Genomic DNA, 23,818 nt, shown 5'->3' on the forward strand with positions numbered 1-23,818 from the left:
TGGGTGCGAGGGCCTGACGCGTTGTGGGGGGCGGCAGCACCCGCTGTACCGGGCTCGTATAGTACGACCATGAGGTTGACTGGGTTGACGGGTTGACTGGGTTGACTTAACCTGGAGTGGCCGCACGAGGAGGTTTTCATCATGTCCGACCTCATGGACCGCAAGGAGCAGCTTTACGCCGCGCTCCATGCCCAGATCGAGCAGAAGTTCGCGGACGCGGCTGAAGCCGGCGTCGACGCTGATGTATTCGCCGATCCCGCCGCTATCGCGGCCAAGATGGTCTCCGCCCTCCCGACGAGCAATGTCTACGACCAGCTCGGAGGCCCTTTCTACGACACCGCCGGTCTCACCACGTGGCTCGGCCTGAGCAAGCAGGCCCTCGCCAAACGGGTCAAAGTCGGTAGCGTCATCGCCTGCCAACTCGACGACTACCGCGGCACGTGGGTGTTCCCCACCTGGCAGTTCACTGACGACCGCACAGTGCTTGCGGGACTGAGCGACGTGTGGCGCATCCTGTGCCCCGCGGCCGACGATCCATGGATGGCCCTGTTCTGGCTCCGTGCCCGTCACCCCGCACTCGGCGGAGCGGCACCCGTCGACTGGCTCATTGCGGGCGGCGACCTGGCCACTGTCGTAGCTGAGGCTCGTAACGATGCGGAGCGGTGGACTGCGTGACCCGCGAGCAGGTCGCCCTACAGTCACCGGGCGACCGGGACCTCACCGGCTTTCCCGTCACGTCCGTCACCGCGCAGGCGCGCCTGTACCGAGCGCATCGTCGCGACCTCGGTCCGTGGTACTTCGGGAACTCCGGTGGCGGTCGGTACGACCTCGCCGACGACCGTGGAACCTGCTACCTCGCGTTCGATCCGGCTACCGCGATCCGCGAGACGCTCGGCGCTAGTCTGCACCAACTCGGCGTCGTGACAGCGAAGTTCGCCCGCGAGCGTGTTCTGTCGGAACTGAACTTGCCCGCTGACCGGCAACCGCAGACGTTCGGCACGGCAGCAGACGAAGTCGGAATCACCGTGCTCGGCGCCGCGCGTAGCGTCACCATCGTGCAGCCGCCCAGCGACTAGGACTCGCGGTGAGGGTCCCGGCATCGCACCACCAACAACTGGGACGCGGCTTCGCCGGTCCGCGGTCGTCGGGAAGCTACGTTCCGCGCTCGCTGATGATGCGGTCGTAATCCCGTTTCCCGGTGATCTTCATCAGCGGGATGTCGTCGATCTGATCGAACGTGAGGACCGCTTCCGGTCGGGAGAGACGCTCGACGTCGTCCTTCGACGGCTCGGGGACGATGATGGCCGCGTCGCAGAAGTCCCAACCGTCGATCGAGTCGTGGTGCCAACGCCGTTCGCTCTCGTCGAGTTGATGATCGAGCGAGATGAACCAGTTGGCGATCAGACGACGCTGCCCGGGAAGCAACGTCCAGACCTTCTGACGGTCGATCCGAGCGTGCGCCTTGGTGCGCATCACGCCGATCCATTCGAGTTCGTCATCTGTGTTGAAGAACTGCCAGAAGCGCCATTTATCTACGTCCACCATGCGTCGGAGCGTAGCCGCGACTGGTGACAATTCCGGGGGAGCGACTCCGCCCGACCGGCGGACGCCTACCGCCGCCGAATACCGCTGATCACCAGACCGAGCCCCACCACGAGGCCTACGACGAGGATCGTCCACGGGATCGCGCTGGTCTCGGCGATATCGGGACCGCCGGCCAGTCCCCACCCCGCGACGAGGAGAGCGAGGACGCCGAGAACCGCGAGAAAGGGGTTGCGGCGGCCTTCGGGAGCTTCGGTGGTCTGCTGCTCGGTCATCGGACTGTCTCCACATTTCCCAGCGCGGTGTGCGCGTCAATCGTCAAAGTCGGGGTCTTCGCGTCGGGGTTCACGACCCCGTCGATGCAGTTCACTTCGCCGACGCCGGCCGAACAGTTCGTGCGGACCCGGAGGTCGTTCGGCAGGAGGATCTTGATCTCGCCGACACCCTGGCGGACGTCGATCGTCCGGTCCCGGTCCAGGTCGCCGACGTCGCGCAGATCGAGCGTCGACGAGCCGACCGTCAGTTGGTATTCGTCACGCAGATCGTTGGCCGTCGGCGGATGCCACGTCCGATCGCCCACGCCGCCGTTCGGGAACGCGTCGCCGACGCCCGACAAGCCGGTGCCGATGATCGCGACCACCGCGGCGACCGCGGCGAGCGGCACCAACCCCGAACCGCCGCGACGTCGTTGGAACGACGCAGCGATCAGACCGACACCGAACACCGCGAGGACGAGCGACGCGATCCGGCCGGGCGAGAACCAGTCGACGCCCGCCGCGTTCAAAGCCGCGCCGGCAGCGCACGTGATCACCGCGAGGCCGAGGAAGATCGGGGTCACCGGCGACCGCGGCACACGCGGGGCCGGCGGTTCGGCGGGAACCGTAGGCTCCGGAAGATCCCACGCGAACTTGGCTACCCCCAACGGATCCCAGCTCGGCGGCTCGTCCGAGGAACGTTCCAGCGGAACCGTGGGGACCCCACCGGCAGGCGCCTCGGCCTTCGTCATCGAGACGCCGTCGAACGACGGGACCGTCACCTGACCGGCGGCGACCTGCGCGTCCACCAGCTGATCGGCCGACGTTCCCGCGGGAGCCTGCGGAGTCCGCTGATACAGCAGCCACCAGCCGGCGGCCATCAACAGCCCACCCAGCAGACCGCTCGACCCCCAGAAGTTCTGCATCCCGATGATCGACACCGCGATCACCGCCAACACAGCCAACGGAATCCACCGGAGATTGCCATTCGAGGTCCGGTGCCGCATCCACTGGACGTGCCGGTTCTGCATCGGATCGCCCGACGCCTGGTGCGGGTTCCGCTCGTCGTCGGCGGGGAACGCGATCGCCGCCGCGATGTAGACGATGACGCCGCTGCCGCCGAACAGTGCGGCGACGACGAAGGCGACCTTCACCAGTGTGGGATCCACGCGGTACCGGTCGCCGATACCGACGCACACACCGGCGATGGTGTTGCCGGAACGACGGCGCACCGGCCTGGTGTTCCACATGCTCTGGATAGTCGAAGCGTTCATGCTGATCATCTTTGCGCGCCGACTGTGTGGGGCGAATCGGGCTAAACCCTGAGATCGTCCCTGATGTGCGAACCCGCCCGAACGTGCCACTATCGAATCAATGAAGTCAGAGATTCGCACGGGAGCCGAACCGCGGCTGCAGCGACGCAGCGGCGGCAAGGTGGTGGCCGGGGTGTGCGGCGGTGTCGCCGACCACCTCGGCGTCGACGTGTTCCGTGTCCGCGTCGTCTTCGTCGTCCTCGCCGCCCTCGCAGGCGCGGGCGTCCTCGCCTACGCACTCCTGTGGTTCTTCTGCCCGTCGGGCGACGACACGACCCACGTCGAACCACGCGAACGACGACAGGCCTACGGCCTCATCGTGATCGGCGTGATCGCCCTCGCCGCCAACGGAATGGTCGCCACCAGCGCACCCGCCCAATCGATGCTCGCCATCCTGTTCGTCCTCGGCGGCGCGGCGCTCGTCTGGCGCGAAGCCGACGTCACCGGGATCTCGTCGTCCCACTCCCGACTCATCACGTGGACGCGGCTCGTGTTCGGCGCGCTGTTCGTGGTCGGCGGCCTCGTGCTCATGGTCGTCTCGCCCGACACCCCGCTCGCCGGGATGAACCCGATCCTGGTGGCCGTCCTCGTCACCGTCGTCGGCAGCGTCCTGCTCACCGTCCCCGTCTGGATGAAGATGCTGCGCGCCCTCAACGAAGAGCGCGCTGCCCGCATCCGCACCGACGAACGCGAAGAGATCGCCTCCCACCTGCACGACTCGGTACTCCAGACGCTCGCCCTGATCCAGAAACAGGCCGACCGACCCGACACCGTCGCGAAACTGGCCCGTCGACAGGAACGTGAACTGCGGCAGTGGCTGTTCGGCGACAACGCCCGCCCCAACGAATCGCTCGCCGCCGCGATCAGCGTCGTCGCCGCCGAAGTCGAAGACACGTACGGTCCCGAAATCGAGACCGTGACCGTCGGCGACGTGACCGTCGACGAGCTCCGCGACCCGGCACGCGCACGCGACTGGGGCGCCCTCGTCGCCGCCGCCCGTGAAGCACTCGTCAACGCCGCCAAACACTCCGGCGCCGACACCATCGACGTGTACTGCGAGGTTGCCGACGGCGAAGTGGAAGTGTTCGTGCGCGACCGCGGCGTCGGCTTCGACCTGGACGCCGTCGACCCCGACCGGCAGGGCATCAGCCGGTCGATCCGCGCCCGCATGGAACGCGCAGGCGGGACGGCGCGCGTGACCTCGACGCCGGGACGCGGCACCAACGTCGCCCTCACGCTGCCGCGTACGGCCGAGCACACTGCCGCCGATCCGGCCGTCGACAGACCTCGCCCCGGGAACGATCAGGAGATCGCATGAGCCTGTACCGACTGTTCCTCGTCGACGACCACGGAGTGTTCCGCTCCGGGGTGCGCGCCGAACTCGCCGGCGAGGACGGGCTCGAGGTAGTCGGCGACGCCGGAACCGTTCCCGAGGCCATCGCGCAGATCACCGCGACCCGACCCGACGTGGTGCTGCTCGACGTGCACATGCCCGGCGGGGGAGGCGTCGCCGTCCTGCGCGGCGTGACCGACGCCCTCGGCTCCGAGGCCCCCGTGTTCCTGGCGTTGTCGGTGTCGGACGCGGCCACCGACGTCATCGCCACCATCCGTGCCGGTGCACGCGGTTACGTCACCAAGACCATCGGCGGCGCGGAACTCGCCGACGCGGTACGACGGGTGGCCGAAGGCGACGCCGTGTTCAGCCCGCGGCTCGCGGGGTTCGTTCTCGACTCGTTCACCGGGCGGTCCGCGGTACCCGAACCGCACCTGGATCCCGAACTCGACTCGCTCACCAAACGCGAACTCGAAGTACTGCGACTCCTGGCTCGCGGCTACACCTACCGCGAGATCGCCGAAGAACTCTTCATCTCCGTGAAGACCGTCGAAACCCACGCGTCCAACGTGCTCCGCAAGACCCAGCAGTCGAACCGGAACGCGCTGACCCGGTGGGCGGTCAACCGGCAGCTGGGCTGAGCATCTACATCGTGGGCTCTCACACCGTGGGCACTTACACCGTGAGCACGATGATGACGGCGATGATGACCGTCAACAACACCAGCAGCGCGAAGATCGCGGCGGCGAGCCCGACGTTGCTGCTCTGCTGCGGAGGCTGCTGGTAGTAGGGCGGGTAGCTCCCCGGACCGGACGGGTAGCCGCCGGTCGCCGGGTAGCTCGACTGCACCGGGTACGGGTTCGACGGGTTGGACGGGTACGGCACCGGTTCCGGGGTGGCGCGCGGAGCGTAACCGCTGGCCGTCGGGGCGACACGTGTCGGCGGGTGCGCGGTCGGACCGGACGTCTGATTCGGCGGAGTCTGATTCGGCGGCGGAGTCTGGTTCTGGAACGGGCGGGCACCGGGCGTCGACGGCGGGATGATCGTCTCGCGGGCAGGGGCCGATCGTTGCGGTTTGGTCGTGATGAGCCCGGTCAGCACCCGCTCCGTGTTGCCGAGCGTCCCCGCCGCGTACTGGACCAGGAGATCACGAGCCTCCGACATCGTCGGACGGGCGACCGGCGACGGTTCGAGCAACTGCAACAGCACCGGCTCGAGCGCACCCGCACGCGTCGGCGAATCGATCTGGGCGTTCGCTGCGCGGTGCAGGGTCGCGATGTAGTTCTCGTTGTCGCCGTACGGGGGACGGCCCTCGACCATCGTGTACAGCGTGGCACCAAGCGAGTACACGTCCGACGCCTCGCCCGGTTCGTCGCCACGGGCCACCTCGGGTGCGAAATAGGCGGGCGTGCCGGTGACGATGCCGGTCTGGGTGAGCGACACGTCGTCCTTGGCGCGCGAGATCCCGAAGTCGGTGATCTTGACCAGTCCCACGTTGCGGCCGGTGTTCGCGATCAGGATGTTCGCAGGTTTGATGTCTCGGTGGATGATGCCCGACGCGTGCGCTTCGGCGATTGCGTCGGCGACCTGCGCGGCGATCTGCGCGGCTTCGATCGTCGGGATGGTCTCGTTGTCGCGGAGCACGTCGGCCACACTGTGCGACGGCAGATACTCCATGACCAGCCACGGATCCTCGCCGTCGAGGGCGACGTCGTGCATGCCGATCGCGTTGCGGTGCGACAGGCGCGCGGCGAGCCGGCCCTCGCGCATCGCGCGCTGACGGTTGGTGAGCGACTCCTCGTCGGACATGCCCGCCGTCGACAGGACCTGCTTCACGGCGACGTCGCGGTCGAGCAGGGTGTCGCGGGCGAGCCAGACGGCACCCATGCCTCCCTGGCCGATCTGGCGGACCAGGCGATAGCGGCCTGCGACGAGATACGAGGGTGCAGGCGCGGCCGATCCGGTCATAGCGAGAGTCTAGGCCATGGGTGTGACACGTCCTTGACGCCGCTATCGCACATATGTTCGGATGGTTGGCATGAGTGGGTTGCCGGGGCTGGTCGCGGACGACCTCGTGCGGACCCTGCGGATCCCCGAGGTGCCACGACTCACCGTGCACGAAGTGCTGGCGCCGACCATGCTTCGGTCGGTGACCGGGGATCGCAGGCACACGTACGAGTACGCGGTGGACCCGATGGTGCGCGACGGCGACGACGTGCGGGTGATGCTGAACGCCGCCGCCGTGCTGCGCAGGGAGGTCCGACGACGATCGTGGCATCGGTCGACGGTCGCGATCGGGGCGTCCGGGTCCGATCCGTACGGGTCATTCGAAGACCGGTACCGGTTGATGCCGGGCGTCATCTCGACGCTCGCCGAGTCGCAGACGCCGTTCGCACTGCACACCGGGTCGGACCTCGTCGTGCGCGATCTGTCGCTGCTGCGCGTGGTGCGGCATGCGGTCCCGGTGACGGTGGTGGTCGCGGTGCCGTGCCTGGACGTCGACCTGTGTCGACGGGCCGACCCGCAGGGATCGTCGCCGACGGCCAGGATCGAGACCGTCCGACGACTCGCCGAGGCCGGGCTCGCGCCGCATGTGCAGATCGCGCCGCTGCTCCCGCTGTTGACCGACTCGACGTCGCAGTTGGACGAGTTGCTCGGCCGGCTCGCGGATGCGGGCGCCGACCGGGTGTCGGTGTCGGTGCTGCAGCTGTCCGACGACGGCTACCTCGAATGGATCGCCGACGAGCATCCGGCTCTGCTGCGGCGCTACCGGTCGCTGTACGGGCGTGGATCATTCGTGCCCGCCGACTATGCGGTCAGGCTCCGGGAACGGATGGGGCCGCTCGTGCAGGCGCACGGATTGACGCGGCAGGTCGACGATCGGCCCGCCGTCGCCGTCGCACCGCCGCCCGAGCCGTCCGACGATGCGGCGCTCACTCTGTTCTGAGTCGCGACGAGTAGGCGCAGAGCGCTGCGGTCAACAGCATGACCAGCGTGAGCGGGATGAGGATCGCTTTGCTGGGGGCGGCGAACTCGGCGAGGTCGGGCGCCCCGAGCTGTTCGGGGAGTTCGCCGAAGTACCAGCCGGGCCAGATCATCACCGCCACTGGAACGGCGGCGCCGAGAGCGCTGACGACGGCGGCGATCGCGTTCGCCAGACGCGACAGTGGGCGGGCCGACGGCGCGGGCATCAGTGAGATCAACGCCGCGAGGATCGCCACGACGGACGCTGCCACGACCAGCCAGCCGCGACCGTCGGGGCCGACTCCGAGGTCGGCGACGTCGGAGTCGCTCATGCCCAACCCGTTCCACGACAGGTCGAGGCCGAGGCTCTTCAGGGTCGTCCAAGGCAATGCGGTGAGGGCGATGGCGGTCACGGCGGCCACGATCGTCGCGAACGGGAACAGGCGGGACGGCTGCATGGGTGCCGACTGTAGTGGATGCGGTCGGCGGTAGACGGCGACCGGTGTCGGTGAACTGCGGCGTTGACGATTGTCAGAGGCGAGTCCTAGACTATCGAACAAGAGTTCGAACACCGAGGATTGGGGAGACGATGACTCGGTCAGAGGTTGTCAATGCAGGTCAGCGGGATGTGCCGGGGGAGGTCGAAGAGCTTCGTCGCCGGCTGGCGGGCATGTCGGGAGACACGGTGTCGGAGACATCGGTGCTGCCCGTTCCAGACGCGATGACGCCGTTGTTCCCGCGTGGCGGTCTCTCGCGCGGGACGGTCGTCGCCTCCGCCGGGGCCACCACGGTGCCGATGGCGATCATCGCCGAGACGACCCGAGCGGGAGCGACGGTCGCGCTCGTCGGGTTGCCGCGGCTGAACCTGGCGGCGGCCATGGACATGGGAGCCGACCTCAGCCGGGTCGCGGTGGTCACCGAACCCGGCGTCGACCCGCTCGAAGTGGCCGGGGTGCTGCTCGACGGGATCGACCTGGTGGTGCTCGGTCCGGAACTGGGGCACGGGCGGATGCGCGGCCCGGTCGCGCCGTCGCGGGCGCGTGTGTTGGCGGGGCGGGCCCGCAAACAGTCGTCGACGCTGCTGGTCCTGGGGGACTGGCCGGGCGCCGCGGTCCGCATCTCCAGTGAGGTGACCGACTATCAACACGTCCCCGCTCGACGCAGCGGGTACGGCCGCATCGGCGGATTCGGGGTGGACGTGCAGGTGTCCGCGTCGGGTGCACGACCGTCGACCGGGCGGTTCGACCTCGTGACCCCGGGCATGGGCGACGAACAGGGCGTTCTGCATCTGGAGGCGGTCGACGTCGACGTGCGCGCACCAGCACGTCCGAAGCTGGCGGTAGCGAATTGAACGGGGTCGAATCGAACGGGGGCGAGCGGTTCCGGGTCATGGCCGTCTGGTGTCCCGACTGGCCTGCGGTCGCGGCAGCGTCTGCGGTCGGGCTCACCGCCGTCGACCCGATCGCAGTCCTGCACGCGGGCAAGGTGCAGGCGTGTTCGCGGGCGGCGCGAGCGGCCGGTATCCGACGCGGCATGCGGAAACGGCAAGCGCAGTCGCTGTGCCCGGATGTGGTGGTGGCCGACGCCGACCCAGCGCGCGACGGGCGGTTGTTCGATCCGGTGGTGACCGCGGTGACGCAGGTGGTTCCGCTGACCGAGGTGCTGCGTCCGGGTCTGCTCGTGGTGACTGCCGACCGTGCCGCCCGCTACTTCGGCGGTGAGGACGCGCTCGCCGAACAGATCGTCGACGCGGTCGCGGCGACCGGCGTCACCGCGTCGGTCGGGACCGCCGACGAACTGTTCACCGCGGTCCTCGCCGCACGGTCGGGGCAGACCGTGCCGGCCGGGACGGACGCCGCCTACCTGGCGACGCGGCCGATCTCGGACCTGACCGTCGAAGCGGCGCTGTCGGTGCCCGAACGTGCCGACCTGGTGGATTTGTTGTGGCGGTTGGGGATTCGGACTCTCGGCGCGTTCGCCGAACTGTCCGCCGCTGACGTGGCGTCCCGTTTCACCGCGGACGCCATCGGCGCGCATCGGTTGGCCGCCGGACTTCCCGGGCGGCGTCCCAGTCGCGCGCCGATCCCGGTCGCGTTGGAAGTGGAGCACACCTGCGATCCGCCGATCGACCGGATCGACGCGGCCGCGTTCCTCGGACGACGCCTCGCCGACGACCTGCACCGTCGTCTGACGGCGGCGTCACTGGCGTGCACCAGATTGACGGTGCACGCGATCACCGAACGTGGACAACGGCATTCGAGGACGTGGCGATGTGCCGAACCGCTCACCCCGGAGGCGACGGCGGCTCGGGTGCGATGGCAGTTGGAAGGCTGGTTGACCGGAACCGCGGGAGGCGCGGGTGCACCGGACTCGCCGATCGCGCGTCTGCTGCTCGAACCCGTCGAAGTCGTCGATCCGGGGACCCTCCAGTACACGTTCGTCGGGGCTGGTCTGCCCGCTGCCGTCGGCGACGGGCTCGGCGATCGTGCCCGACGCGCGCTGGTCCGGGTGCAGGGGCTGCTCGGCGGGGAGTCCGTGCGCGTCCCGATCCGCAGCGGCGGGCGCGGCCCCGCCGAACAGGTTGCGCTGGTAGCGCTCGGCGACGAACTCGTCGCCCCGCGCGACCCGGACGCGGCGTGGCCCGACCGGCTGGCCCGGCCGTCGCCCGCACTGCTCTCGCACACCGACGCCGAAGTCCTCGACGCGCAGGGGCGACTCGTCGCCGTGACTCCGCGCGGCGCGTTCACCGCCGAGCCCACCGACGTCCGGATCGGGCGCAGTCTCCACCGTCTGCGGTGGTGGGCCGGGCCGTGGCCCTTCGGCTCCGCTGCCTCCCGCTCTTCTGCCCCGTCGCCCGCTGTCTCCGCGAGAGCCCAAGTGCTGCTGGAAGATTCCCGTGCCTTGCTGCTCTGTTACCGGGAGCAATCGTGGACGGTGGAAGGAGTCTACGAGTAGGTATGCCCAACCGGGTACGGGTGCTTAGCTCTTGCGCCCCAGCGCGGCTTCGGATTCGCCGACCATCAGGAACTCCTGGTGCATGATCCGGTTGGTCAGGCGAGGGAAGAGGTGGTGGCCGGCATCGACGAGGTCACCGAGGAACGTGTTGACGCGTTTCGGCCGATTGGCGATCGCGTAGAGGACGCGGGCGGCTGCCTTGTCGACACTCCACACACCGTGCTGGGCCTGGTAGGCATCGGTCGGCGCGATCATCCGGGTCCGCGTCAACGGGAGTCGGACAGTGCTGAACGTGACATGGTCGGACAACGTTTCCGCCGCCGTCGCCGCACTGAACGCTTCGAGGGCGGCCTTCGACGCGCCGTACGCGCCGAACCGCGGACCGCGGCTCTGCACCGCGATCGACGACACGTTCACCACGTGCCCGGTCTGACGCGCCGTCATATGGGGCAGCAGCGCGAGCGTCATGTAGACGGCTCCGAAATAGTTGACCGCCATCGTGCGCTGGTAGTCGTGCGAACGGTCCACCGAGTTCAACGTCGACCGGCGGATCGAGCGGCCCGCGTTATTGACGAGCACGTCGACGTGGTCATGTTCGGCGATGATCGACTTCACCACGGTCTGCACCGACGACTCATCGGTGATATCGGCCTGGTAGGCGTACGCCCGACCCAGCGGAAGACCGGCAGCCGGAGTCTCGGCTTCCAGTTCGGCGACGGCTTCGGCGAGCCGATCGGAGTCGCGGGCCACGAGAAAGACGTTCGCGCCACGCGTGATGCACATGCGGGCCGTCGCCCGGCCGATGCCCGCCGATGCGCCGGTGATCAGCACGTTCTTGCCGACGAGCGGCCCGCGGGCGTCGGCGCGACGATGCCGCGCCGGATCGAGATGGTCGTACCAGTAGCGCCACAGGCGCGGCCCGTACTCGCAGAGGTCGGGCAGTTCGACGCCGAGGCCGCCCAGTGTCGCGGCCGACTCGTCGCTGCGGAAGTCGACGGGCAGGGAGACGAGGTCGGCCATCGCGGGTGGGATGCCGAGCTGGGTGACGACGATGTCGCGGGCGGCGCGCAACGGTCCGCGCGATCCGGCGGCGAGCACCGGGCGGATCAGCGCGTTGGGGACGGCGTCGAATCCGCGCGGCGCGTCGAAGGCGGGCGCCAACGCGTTCACCATGTCGGTGATCGTGGTGGGGGTCGGATCGGCCAGATGGAACACCAGGCCCGACTCGGCGGGGCGGTGGTCGACGAGCGCGACGATGGAGTCGGCGACATAGTCGACCGGCACCAACTCGATCCGACCCAGATCGGGCATCGGCATCTTCAGGAACGACGGCAGCATGCCGAGCGTCGCGAGCTGCCCGAAGAAGTAGTAGGGGCCGTCGATCTTGTCCATCTCGCCGGTCCGCGAATCGCCGACGACCGCCGTCGGACGGTAGACGCGCCACCGCAGGTCGGGAGTCTCGCGAACGATCTGCTCGGCCTCGAACTTGGTCCGGTGATACGGGGTGGGAAAGCCCTGCCCCTCGTCGAAGTCTGCTTCGGTGAAGACGCCGTCGTAGTCGCCGGACACCGCGATCGACGACACGTGGTGGAGCATGGCGCCGAGATCGACGGACAGTGCCGCGACCCGGCGGGTGCCCTCGGTGTTCGCCTCCTCCTGCGACGCGGCGTCGGCCGCCATGTTGTAGATCGCCGCCAGGTGGACGACGTGGTCGACGTCGCCGAGCCCGGTGATGTCACGGAGGCCGAGTCTGTCCTCGGTGAGATCGCCCGTCACTGTGATCACGCGGTCGCCGCCGTCGATCGATTCGAGCAGCGTCGCGAAGGACGGCACAGAACTCGACCGCACCACCGCGGTGATGCGAGCGTCTGGGTCTGCGGCGAGCAGTCGCTGCAGGACGCGCCGGCCGATGAAGCCGCTTGCGCCTGTCACGAGGTATCCGGTCACTGGAACAGGTTCTCATACATGTGTCTCATGTGGACGAACGAAGGAGTCGGGCGAGGCGGACGCTTGACGCGCCACCGCCCGCGGTGAACCGTGAAGTGCATGCCTGTCGCTGCCCGGCGCGTTCGTCGAGTTGGCGCGACCGGACGTCGCGACCTGCCGCGGGTACGACCAGTACGGCGAGCCCGTGACCCTGACCGGCGGCGGAACCTTCGGCCGTTGCCTGCAGCACGAGACAGACCACATCAACGGCACCGTCTTCGGAGACCGACTGTCGGCGCGCAGCCGCAAACAGCTCTACCGGCGGTTTGACGCAGTGCCGCGGAGTATCCCGCAGCCTGGCCCGTGACCTCAGATTCCCCGCTCAGCGTCGAGATGCCTTCGGTGGCCGATGCCGGCTCTGGGCGGGGAATCTGAGGTCAGCACCCGATCACCACAAGCATCGAACGTACGTTCTATACTTGTGGGATGGGTTGGAGTAACGGTCCGCCGACCTGGTCGGAGATGGAGAGAGTGCTGTCGGGGCGTGCCCCGGGGGCAGACGACCGGCGCGGTGAGACCTTTCCGCCCACGTTCAACGGGTCCGTTCCAGGCGACGGCGGGGACTCGCCCGCGTGGTCGCGCAAACGCGGCGAGTACGTGGCCGCCGACATCGCGCACGGGACGTCGAGCGTCGCCTACGCCGAACTGCACGCGCACAGCTCGTACAGTTTCCTCGACGGCGCATCCATGCCGGAACAGATGGTCGAAGAATCCCAGCGACTCGGTTTGACGGCGCTGGCGTTGACCGACCACGACGGCTTCTACGGTGTCGTCCGATTCGCCGAAGCCGCACGCGAATTCGGCATGCCGACGGTGTTCGGCGCCGAACTGTCGCTGCAGCGCGACGCGCCGCGCGCCGGAGCCGTCGACCCGCCGGGCGATCACCTCCTGGTCCTCGCCCGCGGCGACGAAGGCTATCGACGACTGTCGCGGGTCATCGCCGACGCCCACATGACGGGCGGCGAGAAGGGGCTCCTCCGGTACGACGCCGACGCGATCACGGCCGCCGCGGCGGACGGGCACTGGCAGATCCTCACCGGCTGCCGCAAAGGCGCGGTCCGCCAAGGTCTGGCACGTGCGGGACGAGTCGGCGCGCGGGATGCGCTCGGCGATCTCGTCGACAGGTTCGGCGCGTCGAACGTCGCGGTGGAGCTGACCGCCACCGGTGTCTCCGACGACGACGAACGCAACGCGATCCTCGCCGCCCTCGCCGCCGAGATGCGACTGCCGACGGTCGCGACGACGGGCGCCCACTTCGCGGGGCCGTCGAATCGGAAGCTGGCGACCGCGGTGGCCGCCGTCCGCGCCCGTACCGACATCACGACGATCGACGGCTGGCTGCCCGGCGTCGGCGGAGCGCACCTGCGCAGCGGCGACGAGATGGCGCGTCTGCTGCCCGCGCATCTGGACGCCATCGACAACGCCGTGCAGCTGGCCTCCGACTGCACGTTCTCCCTCGGCCTGATCGCGCCGAACCTGCCGCCGTTCGACGTCCCCGACGGCCACACCGAAGCCACCTGGCTGCGGCATCTCACTGAGGAGGGCGCGCTGCGCAGGTATGGGACGCGCACCGAACGGCCCGACGCGTACCGGCAGCTCGACCACGAGCTCGCGATCATCGAGACGCTGACGTTCCCCGGCTACTTCCTGGTGGTCCATGACATCGTCTCGTTCTGTAAGAGTCACGACATCCTGTGCCAGGGGCGGGGAAGTTCGGCCAACTCGGCGGTCTGTTTCGCGCTCGGCATCACTAACGTCGACCCGGTCGGCAACCACCTGTTGTTCGAACGCTTCCTCTCACCCGAGCGTGATGGCCCGCCCGACATCGACGTCGACATCGAATCGGATCGGCGCGAGGAGGTGATCCAGTACGTGTACTCGCGGCACGGGCGTTCGCACAGCGCCCAGGTCGCCAACGTCATCACCTATCGGGGACGGTCCGCTGTCCGCGACATGGCGCGCGCTCTCGGCTACGCGCCCGGCCAGCAGGACGCGTGGAGCAAGATTCCCGACTCGGCACCCGACGACGTCCGCGACCTCGCATCCCAGATCTCGTCCATGCCAAGACATCTCGGTATCCATTCGGGCGGCATGGTGATCTGCGACCGGCCGATCGCCGACGTGTGTCCCACCGAGTGGGCGCGGATGCCGGGCCGCAGCGTCCTGCAATGGGACAAGGACGACTGCGCGGCCGTCGGCCTCGTCAAGTTCGACCTGCTGGGCCTCGGCATGCTGTCGGCGCTGCACTACGCGATCGACCTCGTCCGTGAGCATAAGGGGATCGACGTGGATCTCGCGCGACTCGACCTCACCGAGGAGGCCGTCTACGACATGCTGTGCCGCGCCGACTCGGTCGGCGTCTTCCAAGTGGAGTCGCGCGCCCAGATGGCGACGCTGCCGCGACTGAAACCGCGGAACTTCTACGATCTCGTCGTCGAAGTCGCGCTCATCAGACCGGGACCCATCCAGGGCGGATCGGTGCACCCGTACATCCGACGCCGCGACGGCAAGGAGCCGGTGGCCGTCGACCACCCGTCGATGCACAAGTCGCTGGATCGGACGCTCGGCATCCCGTTGTTCCAGGAACAGATGATGCAGGTGGCGGTCGACGTCGCCGGCTTCGACGCGGCCGAAGCCGATCAGTTGCGGCGCGCGATGGGATCCAAACGGTCGCCGGAACGGATGGAGCGGCTGCGCAGACGCTTCTACGACGGGATGCGACAGACTCACGGGATCGAGGGCGCGGTGGCCGACCGTATCTACGAGAAGATGGCCGCGTTCGCCAATTTCGGCTTCCCGGAGAGCCATTCGCAGAGTTTCGCGTCGATCGTCTTCTATTCGTCGTGGTTCAAGCTGCATCATCCGGCCGCGTTTTGTGCGGCGCTGCTGCGGGCGCAGCCGATGGGCTTTTACTCTCCGCAGAGCCTCGTCGCCGATGCACGACGCCACGGCGTCCGGGTGCACCGCCCGGATGTGAACGCCTCACGCTCGTACGCGTGGCTGGAGAACGACGGGCTCGACGTGCGTATCGGGTTGGCTGCGGTTCGCGGCCTGTCGAGCGACGCCGCGCAACGCGTCGTCGAGGCGCGCGAGTCGGGCCCGTTCATGTCGGTCGCGGACCTGTCTCGTCGCACCGAGTTGACGCTGCCGCAGCTGGAGTCGTTGGCGACGGCGGGTGCATTCGAATGCTTCGGCCTGGATCGTCGCGCCGCGCTGTGGGAGGCCGGTGCCGCGGCGGGGCTGCGCGACGACCAACTCGAGGTGATCTCACCCCGCGAGGCCCCGACGCTGCCCGGCATGTCGGAGGTGGAATTGACTGCGGTGGACGCGATCTCGACGGGAATCTCGCCGCGCGCCTACCCGACCCAATACTTGCGCCCCCGGTTGGATGCGATGGGGGTGACGCGGGCCGACGGGCTGCTCGCGGTGCCCGACGGCACGCGGGTGCTCGTCGGGGGAGCGGTGACCCACCGGCAACGGCCGGCCACCGCGTCCGGCGTGACCTTCGTGAACCTCGAAGACGAGACCGGCATGGTCAACGTCGTCTGCTCGGTCGGCCTCTGGTCGCGCTACCGGACGCTCGCTCAGACCGCGTCCGCCTTGCTGATCCGCGGCAAGGTGCAGAACGCGGAGGGGGCGGTGACCGTCGTCGCCGACCGGTTGAGCAAGCTCGATCTGAAGGTCGGGACCAAGTCACGGGACTGGTGTTGATCGCGCGGAGTCGGGATCTCGCCGTCAGCGACGCGGTTCGGGGCCGACGTAGCGGGCGATCGGGCGGATGATCTTGCCTTCGGCAGCCTGCTCCAGGATGTTGGCCGTCCATCCGACGACGCGCGCTGTGGCGAATGTCGGCGTGAACATCTCGGGTGGAAGACCCACCTCGTGCATCAGCACACCCGCATAGAATTCGACGTTCGCGTATAGCCGTCGTCCCGGCTTCAATTCGTTGATCGCGGCTTCGATCTCGGCTTCGACAGCCGTCGCCTGCCGGACCAGCGGAGAGTCGTAGCGCTGCAGCACAACAGATTTGAGGAGTTCGGCGCGCGGATCACGGGTCCGGTAGACGGCGTGCCCGAAGCCCATGATGACTTCTCCGTGTTCGATCCGATTACGCACCCAGTCGCGAGTGTTCGACGGGTCGCCGATCTCGTCGAGAGCGGCGAGTGCCCGACTGGGGGCTCCGCCGTGCAGCGGGCCGAGGAACGCTCCGAGCGCGCCGAGCACTGACGACGTCATATCCGACCCGGTGGATGCGACCACCCGGCCGGCGAACGTCGACGCGTTAAATCCGTGGTCGATCGTGGTGACCAGGTATGTGCGCAGGGAGTCCGCCGACTCGGCATCTATCGAACCCGTCGACATCCGCAGATAGTCGGCGACGTGATCTGCATCAGGATCGACGTCGAGAACTTCGAGTCCGCGCGAGATTCGTTGGGCCGCAGCGAGGACCGTCGGAACGACGGATGCCGCGCGTAGAGCGGCGTCGACACGTTCGGTCTCGTCCATGTCGAAGAGCGGCCGGTCGCCGACGCCGAGCGCGGCGAGCGCGACACGCAGTGCGGCGAGCGGTTCGACGTCGCTTGTCACCACCGTGCGTAGCAGGTCGACGGTGGCGCCGTCGACCACACGGAGCGCGCCGACACGGCGAGCGAACTCGGCTGACTGCGCCGGTGAGGGGAGCGCCCCGAACACCATCAGATGCCAGACGTCGGTAAAGGCCGAAGACCGCGCCAACTCGGTCGCATCGTATTCGCGGTAGTGGAAGAAGCCCTCCTCCCCTCGGACGTCGCCGATCTCAGTGTCGGTGACGATGACGTTCTTCAGGCCGCGGGGAACGCTGATGGGTGTGCTCATCGCTCGATCATCGCGCTATTGATCAATGTCTGCAATGTTGATTGAATCAACCGGGTGGACCAGTGGATCACCACGTCGGAGGCTGCGGCGCGGCTCGGCGTCAAACGCGGCACGCTCTACTCGTACGTGAGTCGGGGAGTGTTGGTGTCGCGGCGGCAGCCCGGCCAGTCCGAGTCGCTATTCGACCGCACACAGATCGATTCGCTGGCGGCCGCCAAGCATGACGGCCGCCGTGCGGGCGATCGTCTGCTCCGTTTCCGGGCGGTCGCGACGCGAGTGTCCTCTATCCGCGACGACCGTCTCTACCTGCGGGGACGCGACGTCGCCGAGGTGTGCGCGGCGATGGATTTCGCGGCGGCCGCCCGTTTTGTGCTTGCCGTCGACGGGCCGCGCCAGGTGGCGACCGTCGACGACGCGGTGATCGCCGCGGTCGACGTGGAACGCCGCATTCCGCTCGCCGTCGCGTTGATCGCCGCACACGATCCGCTGCGCGTCGATCGGACAGACGCGTCGGCGCGTGTTCTCGGACTCCTCCCGGCCCTGACGCGGGCCGTGCCCGAGATCGACTGGGCGCACCCGTGGGTGGACTTGCTGGCGACGACGTTGATCGACAACGGGCTCGCCGCGTCGACGACGGCGGCGAGGGTCGCGGCGTCCGCGCGGGCCGGGGTGTTCGACGCGTTGCTCGCCGGATACGCGGCGCTGTCTGGACCGCTGCACGGTGGTGCGCCAGCCGCGGCGTACGACATGGTGGATGCGGTCGTCGCAGGCACTCCCGTCGAGCGTGCGCTCGCCGACGCGGTGATCGACGGTCGCCTACCCGGCTTCGGACATGTCGTCTACGGCGGCCCGGATCCGCGTGCGCGGATCGTCTTCGATCGCATCCGCCACGACATGCCCGATTCGCCTGCGCTCGCCGCGGCAGACCAGCTCACCGCGCGCGCGGGACGTCCGGTGAACGTCGACCTCGCCAGCGCCGTGGTTGCCCGCGAACTCGAGCTCGGGCCACGAGCAGGCGAAGTCCTGTTCCAATACGGCAGGACCGTCGGGATGGCTGCGCACGTCGTGGAGGAGTACGGCGAAGCCCCGCTGCGGTGGCGGGGCAGCCCCAACGGAGCTGATCGGGCGACGTCATAGTCGGTCGCATGCCGGACCAGTTCTTCGAACGCCACCTGCGATAGCCACGTGGACGTTCGTTACACCGCGCCGTTGAACCCGTGCTGCCGCCACGCCTCGTACAGCGCGACGCTGGTCGCGTTGGCGAGATTCATCGATCGACGGTCTGGCAGCATCGGGATCCGGATCTGGTCGGTGATGAGTGGATCGCTGAGGACCTCGTCGGGCAGACCGGTCGGTTCGGGGCCGAACAGCAGGACGTCACCCGCCCGGTACTCGACGTCGGTGTGGAAGCGCGTCGCGTGCGAACTGAACGCGAACACACGCTCGGGTTGTAGCCGCTCCCAGGCAGTCGACAGGTCCGGGTGGACCGTCACGTTCGCCATCTCGTGATAATCGAGACCTGCGCGCTTGACCTGCGTATCCGTCATCGTGAAGCCGAGCGGCTCGATCAGGTGGAGCTCGCACCCGGTGTTCGCCGCGATCCGGATCGCATTACCGGTATTGGGCGGGATGCAGGGCTGATAGTACATGATTTTAAGGGCAAACGCTTTTTTCGGTCTAGGGTGGTCAACCATGGGGATAAAGGTACTCGGACGAGTCCGACTCTCTCGATCGACCGAAGAGTCGACATCGGTCGAACGTCAGCGCGAGATGATCGTCCAATGGGCACAGATGCACGATGCCGAGATCATCGGGTGGGCGGTAGACGACGGAGTCTCAGGCTCCGTAGATCCGTTCTCTACTCCGTCGCTGGGGCCGTGGTTGACGGACCCGGAGAAGGTCTCCCGGTACACGACGGTCGTCGCCTGGAAGCTCGACCGTCTCGGGCGGTCCGCTGTGTTGCTGAACAAGCTCTTCGCTTGGGCGAACGAGAACGGAAAGACGCTCGTGTCCGTCTCCGAGTCGATCGACCTCTCGACGTGGTCGGGCCGTATGCTCGCGTCGGTTATCGCGGGACTAGCGGAAGGCGAGCTCGAAGCGATCCGAGAACGTCAACTCTCATCACGAGCCAAGCTCCGGGAGGTCGGCAGGTGGGCCGGTGGCACCTTCCCGTACGGGTATCGCCCGGTCCCGGTAGAAGACGGTCCCGGCTGGAGGCTCGAAGTCGATCCGGGAGCCGCTGAGATCGTCCGGGGGATCGTCTCCGACGTGCTCGACGACAAAGGAATCCCGTTCATCGTTGCTCGGTTGAACGATGCCGGGGTCCTGATCCCCGCCGAACATCGTAGGTCCGTCCGTGGCAAAGCTCCGGACGCGTCGAAACGCTGGGTACAGCAGACGGTGAGGCAGATACTCCGGTCTCCGTCGTTGCTCGGGTATTCGACCAAAGCGGGGGCGACGATCCGAGACGACTCCGGAGATCCGGTGATGATCGGACAGCCGCTCGTCTCGCTCGCTGAGTTCGAGCGAGTCCAGAAGAGGCTGGAGAAGAAGCTCACCTACGACCGACGAGAGACGCCGTACCCGCTCGCGGGGATCGTCGTATGTCCAGGGTGCCGGAGAGCGCTCCACCACTCGAAGACGACGACCCGTCGGGGGTCGAAGTCGTACGAGTACACATACCTCGTCCACCCGGTAGAGCATCGGGACTCGTGCGAGTTCGGTACTTCTACTCCGGTCCCCGTCGGGGAAGCGGAGGCGCTCGTAGAAGACGTGTTCCTAGGTGAGCTAGGTGATACTCCGGTCGTCGAGCGTGTCTGGGTCCCTGGAGACTCGCGGGACGACGAGATCAGAGCCGCTGTATCTGCCCTGGACGAGTTGCAAGGTCTCATCGGGACCATGACGTCGGAGACCGCGAAACAACGCTTACGGGCGCAGATCCAGGCGAAGGACGAAGAGCTCGGACGACTAGAGCAAGCTCCCCGCGTCGAAGCTCACTGGGAGTACGTACCCGTCGGTGGGACGTACCGCGACGCCTGGAGTTCGGCATCCGCCGAAGAGCGGCGCGGGTTGCTGGTCCGATCGGGGATCTCGGTAGCACTCCGGATCGATACGAGCGGAGCACGACGGACGCCTACAGAATCCGGTGTGACCTACGCAGAGGTCTACGTCCCCGAGGATCTCCGAGACCGGTTCAGCAATACTCCGGGGTACCGGGGTTGACACACGACTCGAACGTGTGGTCTACTGATAACAACGAAGGAATAGCGGTGTCACAAGCCGCACCCGATGCCCTGACGGGCTGACACGAAAGGAACGACACACCCCGGTACGCCTATGTCGGCGTGCTCGGACGATCCCGCGCTGGTAGCGCGGTGCTCTCGTAGGCTGTGTCTGCCCTTTGTCCGGGAGCCTTCCTCACAATCACCTCGCGCTGTAGATCCGCGCTCTCTCATTCTCTTTTCACGGTCGTACGCGACCGTTCCCTCTGCTCCCCGCTGTGCGGGTGGAGCACACCCAGAAAGACACATACACAGATGAACAGCACTACCAACGTGGAACCAATTGGTTCCATCCTCAACGATCCGGAGATCCGCTCGGCGGTGTACGCGGCGGCTCGGGTGACGGTCAGCCAGTTCCCGCATATCGAGAGCAATCCGCACGGTCTCGACGCCGACGATCTCGCGTCTCACGCCTTCGAGCGCATCGTCTCGATCGAGAAGCAAGGTCGGCTCCACAAGGATCTGCGCCAGCATGGGTACCCGGCGAAGGGTGAGCCGAGATCGCTCCCCGGTGTCGTATTTACCGCTACAGCCGCTTGGGGTCGTGGGTACATCTCGGAGGAAGCGGAGAAGAAGCTCCCCGGGTTCACCTGGCAAGAGGCCCGTGAAGCGGTCAGGTTGTACGACCTCGTCGGCGATGCCCCTGACTGGAACTCGATGCCCGACGCCGTTCGACGGCTCGGGGACCAGTTAACGCACCGGGATTTGTCCGACGCGAACCTCGGGATCATCGAACGTGACCTGTCCAAGAACGCGGGGCGCGCGTACGGGGTCCTCGCGACACTCGAACTCCGTCAGCGCCACGATGATGACCGGGCACACGACGGACCAGGACTCCGTCCGGTCATGACTCCGGAGATCGAGCAAGTCGCGGGGTGTGACGTCGAGACGCCTTACGCCGAAGAGTCTGAGCCGGAACTCTACGGCTTGCTCGTCGATCTCGGAGGCCGAGACGACTACGGGTTGGTGGGCTGACTCATTCGCTGGGTGGTGGATTCATCCCACCGCCCGGTACCAGGTCTGAGCAGAGCGCTCCATCGTCGGTCCCTCGGTCTTCGTACTCGACAACCCCGTCGAGCGTGGCGCGGCACCAGACCCCCGCCTTCCGCTCGCCCGGGTACGGAGTCACTTGGAGAAGGATCGTGTTGGGTACGTCATCCCCGGAGATGACGGCTCTCGTCTGTCCAGGCTCGAACTCGTGATGTCCGTCGGCGTCGGAGTACCCCGCGTACTCGAAGTCCCCGCCGACCTCCAGGACCAGCGTCGGCCCTTCGTCTGTGTCGTTGCTGGAGCATGCGCCGAGTAGAGCGCTGACGAACAGTAGGCCGAGTGCCGATCTCCGCATACGCGGACACTACCGAACAACCTCGGGAAAGGGGGTGAAGGTGAAGAACAATACACATCTCGCGGGATACCGAGCGGACCCGGACCAAAAGGTCCTACTCCAGGTGGACGACAAGATCGGCTTTTGGATCACGGTCAACGCGTTCCACGAGATCGCACGTCAGCAAGCGCATACGAACAACAACTAACAGAGGAGATTGAACATGAACGAAACAACGTACTTCGACCAACTAAAAGAGCGGGTCCGACGAGATCAGGAAGAAGCCGAGAAGGAGGTTACCGGTGTCTGATCCGTTCACGATTACGCCGGAAGAACAGGACGAGATCCTCCAGGCGTACGAAGAGGAGATAGAGACCGACGAAGAGCGCGCGCTACGGCTCGCATACGAGATGTTCCCCGGCGTGACTCTGGCAGAGGCGCTAGAGCGAGGCAAAAACGAAGACGACTGGGTCGTACCGGGTCTGATCTCCGCTACTACGACTCTGCTGTACGGGGAGGCGAAGATCGGAAAATCGTGGATGGTGTCCGCTCTCGTCGGATCTCTCTTGACCGGAAGCGAGTTCCTCGGAGTCAAGCCGGAAGACCGCCCGTATTCGGTCGGTGTGTTCGCCACCGACGACCGGGGCGAGTCTGAGTATTCGGGGCGGATCGGGACTATCTGCCCAGACGACGACGACGAACGACTCCGGCTCTATCAGATGCCTCCGATGACTCCCGAAGGCTGGGAGTCGCTCGCTACAGTCGTCCGAAGTCATGGGCATAACGTGGTCATCATCGACAACTTGTCCCAGGCTCTCCAGCCCGGAGGATCGATCAACGATGACCCAACGGTCCGAGCGTTCTTCGACGGGGTTCGTAAGCTCATCCGCTCCGGTGTCGCGGTGGTCATCGTCGGACACACATCGGATAAGGCTGGGATGAACGGGTACAAACCGACTACCCCGCTAGGGTCGTCGGTTATCTCGCAGATGGTCCGTTGGAAGCTGTTCATCTGGAAGACCAAGAACAAGAACCTCGGAGTGAAGTCGTCGGGGAACCTCGGATACAAGTCCGAGGGGGTCGTGCGGTCGGAGGCTGGAGCGCGTTTCACGGTCTTGTCGTGGCGAACGGAAGATGACAGGGAGTTGGCGGAGCAAAAGCGTTCTAAGGAGACTCTGGACCGGAACGCTGAGATCGCGTCGTGGGTGGTGGAGAACTGCCAGGGGATGAGTCGGAACAAGTCAGCCGAGACCGTCGCGGCTCACTTCGACGGGACGGAAGGACGACCGTCCGTCGCGGTGTCGTCGTTCAAGTCTCAGGTGTCGAAGGGGTACGCGTACGGCGCGATGCTAGACCGGCCCGACGACGGCTCGTGGAGCTTGAAAACGAGTTGAAACGGGCGCTCTAGGGTGGTGACGAGGCCGATAATCTGTCACCACCTACGGGGTAAACACGCAGGCCAAAGGGTTTTCAGGGTGGTGACAGCTCGTCACCACCCGTCAGCATCGTCGCAGGTCAGAGGGGTTGTTTAGTGGTGATGGTGACCCCTTATATAGGTAGTTCGTACCTCACCACCTAATCCCCACTAACAACTACTCGAACGGTCTTTCGGCTAGGGCCTCCAGACCGCACCGGAGACCAACGGAAGACGAAGACCAACCCAGCCCAAGACCTTCTCCGTCGGCTAGGGCCTCCGAAGGTCTCCGCCGGAGACGACCGACCGTCAGAGGTCGTCGACCTTCCTATCGGGGTCGACTCCAGGGGAAGGGAGACCCCTCGGGGTGTCGACCTTCTCGGGTCGGACGACACCCGTCGGGCGGTGGAGCAAGCCTGGCGCTTGCTTCTCCCACGGAAGTAGACCACCCGAAAGGTGGTCGTCGTTCTTCTCTGGTCGAACGACTCTCCGAGGGGGCGAACTAGATCAAGTTCGTCTAGGGAGACCCCAGAGGCCCCTAGTGCCGGAGGGGTCAGGGTAAGTGTTTCCCTTCCGTTGGGTTCTTCTCCGTCGGTCG

Annotated in this window: 23 protein-coding genes; 14 read left to right on the top strand and 9 right to left on the bottom strand. The window is 67.0% G+C overall.

Annotated elements, in window-relative coordinates; all coding sequences use genetic code 11:
- Window positions 1–141: 141 nt before the first annotated feature.
- Together L5G28_RS16240 and L5G28_RS16245 are read left to right on the top strand one after the other, a co-directional pair.
- Window positions 142–675, top strand: coding sequence for a hypothetical protein (locus tag L5G28_RS16240; RefSeq protein ID WP_237002429.1), 534 nt, complete (start codon window positions 142–144; stop codon window positions 673–675).
- Complete coding sequence (locus tag L5G28_RS16245; protein ID WP_237002430.1) at window positions 672–1,076, top strand: RES family NAD+ phosphorylase; 405 nt, start codon at window positions 672–674, stop codon at window positions 1,074–1,076. Before L5G28_RS16240 ends, L5G28_RS16245 begins: the two co-directional genes overlap by 4 nt.
- Window positions 1,077–1,152: 76 nt before the next feature.
- On the opposite strand, the gene L5G28_RS16250 is transcribed toward L5G28_RS16245, so the two are convergent.
- The 3 genes from L5G28_RS16250 to L5G28_RS16260 form a co-directional block, all read right to left on the bottom strand.
- Window positions 1,153–1,545, bottom strand: coding sequence for a hypothetical protein (locus L5G28_RS16250; protein ID WP_237002431.1), 393 nt, complete (start codon window positions 1,543–1,545; stop codon window positions 1,153–1,155).
- A gap of 65 nt (window positions 1,546–1,610) precedes the next feature.
- Window positions 1,611–1,817 (bottom strand): hypothetical protein, encoded by a 207-nt coding sequence (locus L5G28_RS16255; RefSeq protein WP_237002432.1) that lies wholly within the window; start codon window positions 1,815–1,817, stop codon window positions 1,611–1,613.
- Complete coding sequence (locus L5G28_RS16260) at window positions 1,814–3,070, bottom strand: PspC domain-containing protein (RefSeq protein ID WP_237002433.1); 1,257 nt, start codon at window positions 3,068–3,070, stop codon at window positions 1,814–1,816. Before L5G28_RS16260 ends, L5G28_RS16255 begins: the two co-directional genes overlap by 4 nt.
- A gap of 100 nt (window positions 3,071–3,170) precedes the next feature.
- Between L5G28_RS16260 and L5G28_RS16265 the strand changes: the two genes are divergently transcribed.
- Both L5G28_RS16265 and L5G28_RS16270 read left to right on the top strand, forming a co-directional pair.
- The gene (locus tag L5G28_RS16265; protein WP_237002434.1) at window positions 3,171–4,427 is read left to right on the top strand and encodes an ATP-binding protein; all 1,257 of its coding nucleotides are present in this window, start codon (window positions 3,171–3,173) and stop codon (window positions 4,425–4,427) included.
- Entirely contained in the window at window positions 4,424–5,083 is a 660-nt protein-coding gene (locus tag L5G28_RS16270) for a LuxR C-terminal-related transcriptional regulator (RefSeq protein ID WP_308191597.1), read from the top strand. The genes L5G28_RS16265 and L5G28_RS16270 overlap by 4 nt, the downstream gene beginning before the upstream one ends.
- A gap of 34 nt (window positions 5,084–5,117) precedes the next feature.
- On the opposite strand, the gene L5G28_RS16275 is transcribed toward L5G28_RS16270, so the two are convergent.
- Window positions 5,118–6,410: a serine/threonine-protein kinase gene (locus tag L5G28_RS16275; protein ID WP_237002435.1), complete on the bottom strand. Its 1,293-nt coding sequence runs from the start codon at window positions 6,408–6,410 to the stop codon at window positions 5,118–5,120.
- Between the two features lie 70 nt (window positions 6,411–6,480).
- Between L5G28_RS16275 and L5G28_RS16280 the strand changes: the two genes are divergently transcribed.
- Window positions 6,481–7,389 carry a radical SAM family protein gene (locus L5G28_RS16280; protein ID WP_237002436.1) on the top strand — a complete coding sequence of 303 codons (909 nt, stop codon included), beginning with the start codon at window positions 6,481–6,483 and terminating at the stop codon, window positions 7,387–7,389.
- Here the strand turns inward: L5G28_RS16280 and L5G28_RS16285 are convergent.
- Entirely contained in the window at window positions 7,376–7,864 is a 489-nt protein-coding gene (locus L5G28_RS16285; protein WP_237002437.1) for a hypothetical protein, read from the bottom strand. The two genes, L5G28_RS16280 and L5G28_RS16285, sit on opposite strands and share 14 nt — an antisense overlap.
- Window positions 7,865–7,995: 131 nt before the next feature.
- Between L5G28_RS16285 and imuA' the strand changes: the two genes are divergently transcribed.
- On the top strand, window positions 7,996–8,757 hold the full coding sequence (gene imuA' / locus L5G28_RS16290) for a DnaE2-dependent mutagenesis accessory factor ImuA' (protein WP_237002438.1): 762 nt from the start codon (window positions 7,996–7,998) through the stop codon (window positions 8,755–8,757).
- Window positions 8,758–8,795: 38 nt separating this feature from the next.
- Entirely contained in the window at window positions 8,796–10,361 is a 1,566-nt protein-coding gene (locus L5G28_RS16295) for a DNA polymerase Y family protein (protein WP_237002439.1), read from the top strand.
- 24 nt (window positions 10,362–10,385) lie between these two features.
- On the opposite strand, the gene L5G28_RS16300 is transcribed toward L5G28_RS16295, so the two are convergent.
- The gene (locus L5G28_RS16300) at window positions 10,386–12,308 is read right to left on the bottom strand and encodes an SDR family oxidoreductase (RefSeq protein ID WP_237002440.1); all 1,923 of its coding nucleotides are present in this window, start codon (window positions 12,306–12,308) and stop codon (window positions 10,386–10,388) included.
- 130 nt (window positions 12,309–12,438) lie between these two features.
- Between L5G28_RS16300 and L5G28_RS16305 the strand changes: the two genes are divergently transcribed.
- On the top strand, window positions 12,439–12,654 hold the full coding sequence (locus L5G28_RS16305) for a peptide deformylase (RefSeq protein WP_237002441.1): 216 nt from the start codon (window positions 12,439–12,441) through the stop codon (window positions 12,652–12,654).
- A 119-nt stretch (window positions 12,655–12,773) separates the two neighbouring features.
- Window positions 12,774–16,058, top strand: coding sequence for an error-prone DNA polymerase (locus tag L5G28_RS16310; RefSeq protein ID WP_237002442.1), 3,285 nt, complete (start codon window positions 12,774–12,776; stop codon window positions 16,056–16,058).
- A gap of 24 nt (window positions 16,059–16,082) precedes the next feature.
- On the opposite strand, the gene L5G28_RS16315 is transcribed toward L5G28_RS16310, so the two are convergent.
- Window positions 16,083–17,201: a citrate/2-methylcitrate synthase gene (locus tag L5G28_RS16315; RefSeq protein WP_237002443.1), complete on the bottom strand. Its 1,119-nt coding sequence runs from the start codon at window positions 17,199–17,201 to the stop codon at window positions 16,083–16,085.
- A 54-nt stretch (window positions 17,202–17,255) separates the two neighbouring features.
- Between L5G28_RS16315 and L5G28_RS16320 the strand changes: the two genes are divergently transcribed.
- Window positions 17,256–18,338: a citrate synthase gene (locus L5G28_RS16320; protein ID WP_237002444.1), complete on the top strand. Its 1,083-nt coding sequence runs from the start codon at window positions 17,256–17,258 to the stop codon at window positions 18,336–18,338.
- A gap of 59 nt (window positions 18,339–18,397) precedes the next feature.
- On the opposite strand, the gene L5G28_RS16325 is transcribed toward L5G28_RS16320, so the two are convergent.
- On the bottom strand, window positions 18,398–18,850 hold the full coding sequence (locus L5G28_RS16325) for a tRNA (cytidine(34)-2'-O)-methyltransferase (protein WP_237002445.1): 453 nt from the start codon (window positions 18,848–18,850) through the stop codon (window positions 18,398–18,400).
- 43 nt (window positions 18,851–18,893) lie between these two features.
- Here L5G28_RS16325 and L5G28_RS16330 point away from each other — a divergent pair, with 43 nt between their 5' ends.
- Together L5G28_RS16330 and L5G28_RS16335 are read left to right on the top strand one after the other, a co-directional pair.
- Window positions 18,894–20,423 (top strand): recombinase family protein, encoded by a 1,530-nt coding sequence (locus tag L5G28_RS16330; protein WP_237002446.1) that lies wholly within the window; start codon window positions 18,894–18,896, stop codon window positions 20,421–20,423.
- Between the two features lie 314 nt (window positions 20,424–20,737).
- Window positions 20,738–21,457, top strand: a complete 720-nt coding sequence (locus tag L5G28_RS16335) for a hypothetical protein (protein WP_237002447.1) — start codon at window positions 20,738–20,740, stop codon at window positions 21,455–21,457.
- 1 nt (window position 21,458) lies between these two features.
- Here the strand turns inward: L5G28_RS16335 and L5G28_RS16340 are convergent, their stop codons facing one another.
- Complete coding sequence (locus L5G28_RS16340) at window positions 21,459–21,827, bottom strand: hypothetical protein (RefSeq protein ID WP_237002448.1); 369 nt, start codon at window positions 21,825–21,827, stop codon at window positions 21,459–21,461.
- Window positions 21,828–21,867: 40 nt separating this feature from the next.
- On the opposite strand from L5G28_RS16340, the gene L5G28_RS16345 reads away from it, so the two are divergent.
- Both L5G28_RS16345 and L5G28_RS16350 read left to right on the top strand, forming a co-directional pair.
- Complete coding sequence (locus L5G28_RS16345; protein ID WP_237002449.1) at window positions 21,868–22,014, top strand: hypothetical protein; 147 nt, start codon at window positions 21,868–21,870, stop codon at window positions 22,012–22,014.
- A 94-nt stretch (window positions 22,015–22,108) separates the two neighbouring features.
- Window positions 22,109–23,200: an AAA family ATPase gene (locus L5G28_RS16350; RefSeq protein WP_237002450.1), complete on the top strand. Its 1,092-nt coding sequence runs from the start codon at window positions 22,109–22,111 to the stop codon at window positions 23,198–23,200.
- The last annotated feature ends 618 nt before the right edge of the window (window positions 23,201–23,818 follow it).

This window comes from Gordonia liuliyuniae (assembly GCF_021739025.1).
Taxonomy (GTDB): Bacteria; Actinomycetota; Actinomycetes; order Mycobacteriales; family Mycobacteriaceae; genus Gordonia; species Gordonia liuliyuniae.

What these genes read in the sequence shown, in the direction of transcription:
- L5G28_RS16260 (WP_237002433.1), bottom strand. Translation starts at nt 3,070, where the DNA reads ATGAACGCTTCGACTATCCAGAGCATGTGGAACACCAGGCCGGTGCGC.
- L5G28_RS16335 (WP_237002447.1), top strand. Translation starts at nt 20,738, where the DNA reads ATGAACAGCACTACCAACGTGGAACCAATTGGTTCCATCCTCAACGAT.
- imuA' (WP_237002438.1), top strand. Translation starts at nt 7,996, where the DNA reads ATGACTCGGTCAGAGGTTGTCAATGCAGGTCAGCGGGATGTGCCGGGG.
- L5G28_RS16255 (WP_237002432.1), bottom strand. Translation starts at nt 1,817, where the DNA reads ATGACCGAGCAGCAGACCACCGAAGCTCCCGAAGGCCGCCGCAACCCC.
- L5G28_RS16270 (WP_308191597.1), top strand. Translation starts at nt 4,424, where the DNA reads ATGAGCCTGTACCGACTGTTCCTCGTCGACGACCACGGAGTGTTCCGC.
- L5G28_RS16330 (WP_237002446.1), top strand. Translation starts at nt 18,894, where the DNA reads ATGGGGATAAAGGTACTCGGACGAGTCCGACTCTCTCGATCGACCGAA.
- L5G28_RS16295 (WP_237002439.1), top strand. Translation starts at nt 8,796, where the DNA reads ATGGCCGTCTGGTGTCCCGACTGGCCTGCGGTCGCGGCAGCGTCTGCG.
- L5G28_RS16315 (WP_237002443.1), bottom strand. Translation starts at nt 17,201, where the DNA reads ATGAGCACACCCATCAGCGTTCCCCGCGGCCTGAAGAACGTCATCGTC.
- L5G28_RS16275 (WP_237002435.1), bottom strand. Translation starts at nt 6,410, where the DNA reads ATGACCGGATCGGCCGCGCCTGCACCCTCGTATCTCGTCGCAGGCCGC.
- L5G28_RS16250 (WP_237002431.1), bottom strand. Translation starts at nt 1,545, where the DNA reads ATGGTGGACGTAGATAAATGGCGCTTCTGGCAGTTCTTCAACACAGAT.
- L5G28_RS16280 (WP_237002436.1), top strand. Translation starts at nt 6,481, where the DNA reads ATGAGTGGGTTGCCGGGGCTGGTCGCGGACGACCTCGTGCGGACCCTG.
- L5G28_RS16325 (WP_237002445.1), bottom strand. Translation starts at nt 18,850, where the DNA reads ATGTACTATCAGCCCTGCATCCCGCCCAATACCGGTAATGCGATCCGG.
- L5G28_RS16285 (WP_237002437.1), bottom strand. Translation starts at nt 7,864, where the DNA reads ATGCAGCCGTCCCGCCTGTTCCCGTTCGCGACGATCGTGGCCGCCGTG.
- L5G28_RS16265 (WP_237002434.1), top strand. Translation starts at nt 3,171, where the DNA reads ATGAAGTCAGAGATTCGCACGGGAGCCGAACCGCGGCTGCAGCGACGC.
- L5G28_RS16310 (WP_237002442.1), top strand. Translation starts at nt 12,774, where the DNA reads ATGGGTTGGAGTAACGGTCCGCCGACCTGGTCGGAGATGGAGAGAGTG.
- L5G28_RS16240 (WP_237002429.1), top strand. Translation starts at nt 142, where the DNA reads ATGTCCGACCTCATGGACCGCAAGGAGCAGCTTTACGCCGCGCTCCAT.
- L5G28_RS16340 (WP_237002448.1), bottom strand. Translation starts at nt 21,827, where the DNA reads ATGCGGAGATCGGCACTCGGCCTACTGTTCGTCAGCGCTCTACTCGGC.